Annotated in this window: 6 protein-coding genes; 2 read left to right on the top strand and 4 right to left on the bottom strand. The window is 38.0% G+C overall.

Annotated elements, in window-relative coordinates; genetic code table 11:
- Positions 1–65 precede the first annotated feature (65 nt).
- On the bottom strand, positions 66–515 hold the full coding sequence (locus tag ACTBZY_RS03965) for a methylglyoxal synthase (RefSeq protein ID WP_463045038.1): 450 nt from the start codon (positions 513–515) through the stop codon (positions 66–68).
- Between the two features lie 134 nt (positions 516–649).
- Here ACTBZY_RS03965 and ACTBZY_RS03960 point away from each other — a divergent pair, with 134 nt between their 5' ends.
- Positions 650–2,167 carry a magnesium chelatase gene (locus ACTBZY_RS03960; protein WP_463045037.1) on the top strand — a complete coding sequence of 506 codons (1,518 nt, stop codon included), beginning with the start codon at positions 650–652 and terminating at the stop codon, positions 2,165–2,167.
- An 84-nt stretch (positions 2,168–2,251) separates the two neighbouring features.
- Here ACTBZY_RS03960 and ACTBZY_RS03955 read toward each other — a convergent pair whose 3' ends face one another.
- Positions 2,252–2,716 carry an ankyrin repeat domain-containing protein gene (locus ACTBZY_RS03955; RefSeq protein ID WP_463045036.1) on the bottom strand — a complete coding sequence of 155 codons (465 nt, stop codon included), beginning with the start codon at positions 2,714–2,716 and terminating at the stop codon, positions 2,252–2,254.
- A 58-nt stretch (positions 2,717–2,774) separates the two neighbouring features.
- On the bottom strand, positions 2,775–4,229 hold the full coding sequence (locus ACTBZY_RS03950) for a catalase (protein ID WP_463045035.1): 1,455 nt from the start codon (positions 4,227–4,229) through the stop codon (positions 2,775–2,777).
- A gap of 175 nt (positions 4,230–4,404) precedes the next feature.
- On the opposite strand from ACTBZY_RS03950, the gene ACTBZY_RS03945 reads away from it, so the two are divergent.
- Positions 4,405–5,328 (top strand): LysR substrate-binding domain-containing protein, encoded by a 924-nt coding sequence (locus ACTBZY_RS03945; protein WP_463045034.1) that lies wholly within the window; start codon positions 4,405–4,407, stop codon positions 5,326–5,328.
- Positions 5,329–5,332: 4 nt separating this feature from the next.
- Here ACTBZY_RS03945 and ACTBZY_RS03940 read toward each other — a convergent pair.
- The coding region (locus ACTBZY_RS03940) for an OmpA family protein (RefSeq protein ID WP_463045033.1) at positions 5,333–6,076 on the bottom strand (744 nt) is incomplete at its 5' end.

Below are 6,076 nucleotides of genomic sequence, written 5' to 3'. Positions count from 1 at the left end.
TGAAAAAGTAATTTAAGCTTCAAGGAGGCTTTTTTTTTGCAAAAGTATTGATAAGGATCTGTATATTAAACTTTTCTGTTTAAATAAGATACATAATCGGGTAATTTAGCCTCATATTCCTGATTCATTAGGGGCGAGGTCAATAAAAAATCGGCAGAAGAACGATTACAGGCAATAGGAATATTCCAAACCGCTCCTAGTCTTAAAAGGGCTTTAATGTCGGGGTCGTGAGGTTGGGCAGACATAGGATCCCAAAAGAAAATCAAAATATCTATTTTGCCTTCGGCTATTAGGGCACCAATCTGCTGGTCTCCGCCTAAAGGGCCACTCATAAGTTTGGTTATATGTATATCCAACACCTCTTCTATTAAGGCCCCAGTAGTTCCTGTAGCAAATAATTGATGCTTTTGAAGTGTTTTTTTGTTGTATTTAGCCCATTCTAATATCTGGGGTTTCATATTATCATGTGCTACAAGTGCAACTCTCTTTCGGCTTAATAGGGTTTTGTGGCTCATTCTTCGAATTGTTTTTTTTCAAAATTAGGAATTAGATTGGTTTTATAACTGTTAATAGAAATAAGACTCGGAAAAGTATTAACAATGTATTTCGTCAGGACTTTAAGATGGAATAAAAACCTCGAATAATAATTATGTCTTTTGACCCTCTGTATTTAAAAATTAAAACACTCGGCGAACTCAAGAAAAGTAAATATCAAAGTAAAACTATCAAAGACGAGTTAAGGGATAATTTGATAGAAAAGCTTAAAAATAAGGAACAGGTATTTGAAGGGATTTGGGGATTCGAAGATACGGTAATCCCAGATGTAGAAAGGGCTATTTTGTCTAAACATCACATCAACCTTTTAGGATTAAGAGGGCAAGCTAAAACTAGAATTGCCAGATTGATGGTTAATCTGTTGGATGATTACATTCCGATAGTAGAAGGTTCTGAGCTAAATGATGATCCGCTGGCACCATTATCAAGATTTGCCCACGATTTAATAGCCGAAAAAGGGGATAAAACACCTATAGCTTGGCTAGCAAAAGAAGACCGATATAACGAGAAATTAGCCACTCCAGATGTTTCTGTGGCAGATTTAATAGGGGATGTGGATCCTATTAAGGCGGCGACGCTAAAATTACCCTATTCCGATGAACGCGTGCTCCATTTTGGATTAATACCACGCTCCAATAGATGTATTTTTGTGATCAATGAATTGCCTGATTTACAGGCTAGAATTCAAGTTTCTTTATTTAATATTCTTCAGGAAGGGGATATCCAGATTAGAGGTTTTAAACTGAGAATGCCGCTTGACATTCAGTTTTTATTTACGGCCAATCCAGAAGATTATACCAACAGAGGTAGCATTGTAACCCCTTTGAAAGATAGGATTGATTCTCAAATAGTAACGCACTATCCTAAATCTATCGCCATAGGCAGGAAAATTACGGAGCAAGAGGCGGTCGTAAAAAAAGGGCAAGAGAAAATAGAAGCAGATGAGGTCCTTAAGGATTTGGTGGAGCAAGTAGCCGTAGAAGCTAGGCAAAGTGAATACGTAGACTCTAAATCTGGAGTTTCTGCTAGAATGACTATTTCTGCTTATGAAAACCTGATGAGTTCGGCGGAAAGAAGGTCTTTAATAAATGGAGAAAAGGAGACCTATGCTAGAATAGGAGACTTGTATGGAGCTATTCCGGCTATAAACGGAAAGATAGAATTGGTATACGAGGGTGAAGTGGAAGGGCCTGTTTATGTGGCTCAAAGCTTAATTGGTAAAGCTGTGAGAACTGAGTTTCTTAAGTATTTCCCTGACCCCGAAATTATAAAGAAAAAGAAGAGTATTAAGAATCCTTATACCGAAATTACTTCATGGTTTGCAGGAGGAAACGAAATAGATCTTTTAAATGATTTTACAGATAAAGAATACTCGGCTAGGTTAAGGGCCATTGAAGGCTTGAAGGAGTTGGTGGTTTTATTGCATCCAGAATATAAAGGTAAGCAGCAGTTATTTATGATGGAATTTGCCTTGCATGGTTTGGCAGAGTTTTCTTTAATTAGTAAACAATCTTTGGATAAAGGCTTACAATTTAAAGATTTACTAGATAACCTTTTTGACCCAAGCAAATTCTTGGCTGACGACGACGAAGAAGGAGATAATCTTTACTAAGCCGTAGGTTTGAAAAAATAAAATCCGTGTTAAAATCTTGATAAGAAGAAATTGACACGGATTTTTTTAAGGAAGAAAATATATTTAGGCTTCTTGTAATATAGCTTGAAGCTCTTTTACACCTTGAAACTTGGCATGCATAAAAGCGGTGTTTCCTCTTTCGTCTACCTTGGTTTTATCTGCACCAGCCGCTAAAAGTAGCTTGGCAATAGCTGTTTGACCGAAGGTACTTGCATAAATAAGAGCCGTGGCTCCATGACTGTTTTGAATGTTCACTTCCGCATTTTTGCATAATAGCATTTCTACAATCTCCTTGTAGCCTTTAAAGCATACGCCCATTAGTGCCGTATTTCCGGCAGCGTCTAGAGCATTGATGTTGGCACCCTTTTCTAAAAAGAATTCTGAAATCTCTAACTGCTCTGAGTACGTGGCCAGAACTAATGGCGGAAAACCTCTGTCGTTTTTAGTTTCTAAAAGAGCTGGGTTTGCGTCTAGCTCGACTTTAATTTGTTCTAATTCTCCTTTCCTGATTAAATCGAAAAAATCCATGTGATTTGATTAAAAAAAGGACAGCCAGACTGGCTATCCTTTCATGTGGTTTTTAATATTAATAAGAGCCTAAAGGTGTAATTCCTAAGACTTTTCTTACTCCTGCACCATAAGCAGGGTCGGCTTTGTCAAAGTGAGCTAATTGACGCTCAATAATTTCCATAGAAACACCTTCCATGGCTGCGGCTATATTATTGAACAACCTTTCTTTTTGGTCGTCATTAAATAGTCTAAAAAGGTCGCCTGGCTGCTTAAATTCACCAAAAGTGTCATTTTCTTCGTATCGTTGAATATCGCCATCAATGCCCATCGGTGGTTCCAAAACAGATGGATCCTCTACTGGGCCACCTTTAGTATTTGGCTCGTAGTAAGCATCTGGATTACCAGAGTTATTGTCGAAGAAACGCATGGAGCCATCTTTATGATAATGGTTAACTTCTGATAAGGCGGCATTGGCTGGTAAGGCCTCATAATGCGTTCCTAATCTATATCTGTGAGCATCAGCATAAGAGAAAATTCTGGCTTGTAATACCTTGTCTGGAGAGAAACCTATGCCAGGAACTTTATTAGAAGGCGAATAGGCCGCATTTTCTACATATTGGAAGTAGTTGTCTGGGTTTCTGTTTAGTTCAATAACTCCAACGTCAATAAGAGGATAATCGCCATGAGGCCAAACTTTGGTCAAATCGAAAGGATTGTAAGGCGTTTGTTCCGCTTCCTTTTCAGGCATTATTTGAATTTTAACAGCCCATTTAGGGAACTCACCTTTTTCAATTGTTCCAAAAAGCTCTTCTTGATATTTCTCACGCGTTTGTCCAATGACCGTAGCTGCTTCATCATTGGTATAATGTTTATGACCTTGCATCGTTTTGAAGTGAAATTTCACCCAAAAACGCTCACCATCGTTGTTCCAGAGAGAATAGGTATGAGAACCGTATCCGTTCATAAACATTGGTGCCTTAGGAATCCCTCTATCCGACATCAATATGGTTACTTGGTGCAATGATTCCGGTACCTGAGACCAGAAATCCCACATGGCTTCAGGAGAGCGTAAGTTAGTTTTTGGATGTCTTTTCTGTGTTCTGATAAAATCTGGGAATTTATAACCATCTCTTATGAAAAATACTGGCGTGTTATTACCTACTAAATCCCAGTTCCCTTCTTCGGTGTAAAATTTTAAAGAGAAACCTCTCACATCTCTTTCTGTGTCTGCAGCTCCCATTTCTCCTGCTACCGTAGAAAATCTGGCTAGCATTGGCGTTTGTTTTCCTACTTCAGAGAAAACTTTTGCTCTAGTGTATTTAGTGATGTCATGCGTTACAGTAAAAGTACCTTGAGCACCCCAACCTTTGGCGTGAACTACTCTTTCTGGAATTCTCTCACGGTTTTGATGAGCTAATTTTTCAATCAGTTCATAATCCTGTAATAAAACAGGACCTCTGTTTCCTGCTGTTAGTGATTTTTGATTGCTTCCTATGGGTGCTCCAGCGGAAGTGGTGATTCTTTTTGCCATTTCTATTCGGGATTGATTGTTGTTCTTTTTTTATGTTGCTCAAAAGTAGAGGCTTATTTGCGATAAGTCAAACTGATATTATTTATGAATAGATAGATAATATTTATATGTTACTTTTGAGGCTTGATAATAAATTGCTTATCAAAAGCCAAGGCTTAAGATACAAAAAAAGGAGATGAATATACAGCAGCTGGAGTATTTATTAGCAGTAGATCAGCATCGGCATTTTGCCAGAGCAGCAGAAGCATGTAGTGTGACCCAGCCTACATTAAGTATGATGATTCAGAAATTAGAAGAAGAGTTAGGTTTAAAGATTTTTGATAGAAGTAGACAGCCTGTGTGCCCTACAGACGCGGGAGAAAACATGCTTATTCAAGCCAGGAAGATTCTTTTAGAAGTAAGGCGTTTTGAGGAAATGGCTAGCGAAGCCAATAACTTTTTAGGTGGCGAATTGAGGGTAGGGGTGATCCCTACCGTTGCACCCTATTTATTGCCGCTGTTTATTCAGTCTTTTGTAGAGAAATATCCTGACGTTAAACTCAAAATTAAGGAGATTATTACGGAGCAAATATTACAGCAATTAGACAAAGGAGAATTAGATGTGGGTATTTTGGTAACTCCAGAAAGCGATAAAACGCTAAAGGAAATACCGCTGTATAGCGAATCTTTTGTGGTTTATACGCCAAGGCATTTTGATAAACAATACCTGTTAACCGAGGATATTGACGTCAACGAACTACTTCTTCTGGAAGAAGGGCACTGTTTCCGGTCACAGATTATTAAGTTTTGCGAGCTCAGAAAAACCAAAGGCAATAAGGTGGAATATACCTCAGGGAGTCTAGAAACACTCAGATACCTGGCAGACAAACATCTCGGTATTACTATTTTGCCCGAATTAGCCACCATTCATCTTACGGAGGAACAGCTAAAAAATGTAAAACAGTTTGCCGACCCTAAGCCCGTACGCAAAGTAAGCTTAGTGACCAAAAGGGATTTTGTTAAAAGGAGATTGATAGATGTTCTAGCAGAAGAGATTAAGGCCAATTTACCAGAATCTCTTCATAAAATGAATGTAAACCTTATTCCGTTTTTGGGGTGAAGGTTTATAAAACCATAAATTCTACGCGTCTGTTTTTCTTGCGGTTTTCCTCGGTGTCGTTGGCTGCTACGGGTTCTATGGGCCCTCTTCCTACAGCCGTTAATCTATCTTGATTTATGCCTTTTTTTGCTAAATACGCGATAACCGACTGACATCTATCTTTTGATAGTTTCACATTTAAAAAGAAGTCGCCACCATTATCTGTATGACCTCTCACCTCTATTTTAACACCTTTATTTTCCTGAAGAATCTTAACTAGCTCGTCTAATTGGGCAAAGGATTCTTCTCTAAGAACAGGGCTACTTTGGTCAAAATAGATATTTTCTAGCGTTATTTTTTTTCCTCTTGTTATTTCTCCGAAGGTTACACTTTTAATAACTTCGGGAGTGCTTGTTTCTTCATTATTTGCGGCTAATGAAGAGGTTAAATTCTCTATTAAATAAATATCTCTTTCAAATTCTGCGGATTTTATCCAATCCAAAGCTAAAAGCCTTTGAGAAATAGGTTGAAAGCCAGGTTCGTCTACTTGAAGAACGTATTCTTTATCAGGTTCTAGATAGGCTACAAATTGACCATTGTCAAATTCTTGAATAGTCTTTCTAGTCTTCAAATCGGTTACTTTAAAAGCTGCCCTAGGAAGTGTTTTATTGTTTTTCTTATCAATAATCCTAAAGTAGAAATCATAGGCATTTTTTTGAGCTAAGAGCGTAGTACTCACTCTTTCCATTAGGTCTCCTTCAAAAACTAA

The organism is Arcticibacterium sp. (genome assembly GCF_055134445.1).
The sequence above is the reverse complement of the archived record's forward strand: the minus strand, read 5'-3'. Positions and strand labels throughout refer to the sequence as shown.

Excerpts from the sequence above, each read along its gene's own strand:
- ACTBZY_RS03960 (WP_463045037.1), top strand. The coding sequence starts at position 650 with ATGTCTTTTGACCCTCTGTATTTAAAAATTAAAACACTCGGCGAACTC.
- ACTBZY_RS03965 (WP_463045038.1), bottom strand. The coding sequence starts at position 515 with ATGAGCCACAAAACCCTATTAAGCCGAAAGAGAGTTGCACTTGTAGCA.
- ACTBZY_RS03955 (WP_463045036.1), bottom strand. The coding sequence starts at position 2,716 with ATGGATTTTTTCGATTTAATCAGGAAAGGAGAATTAGAACAAATTAAA.
- ACTBZY_RS03945 (WP_463045034.1), top strand. The coding sequence starts at position 4,405 with ATGAATATACAGCAGCTGGAGTATTTATTAGCAGTAGATCAGCATCGG.
- ACTBZY_RS03950 (WP_463045035.1), bottom strand. The coding sequence starts at position 4,229 with ATGGCAAAAAGAATCACCACTTCCGCTGGAGCACCCATAGGAAGCAAT.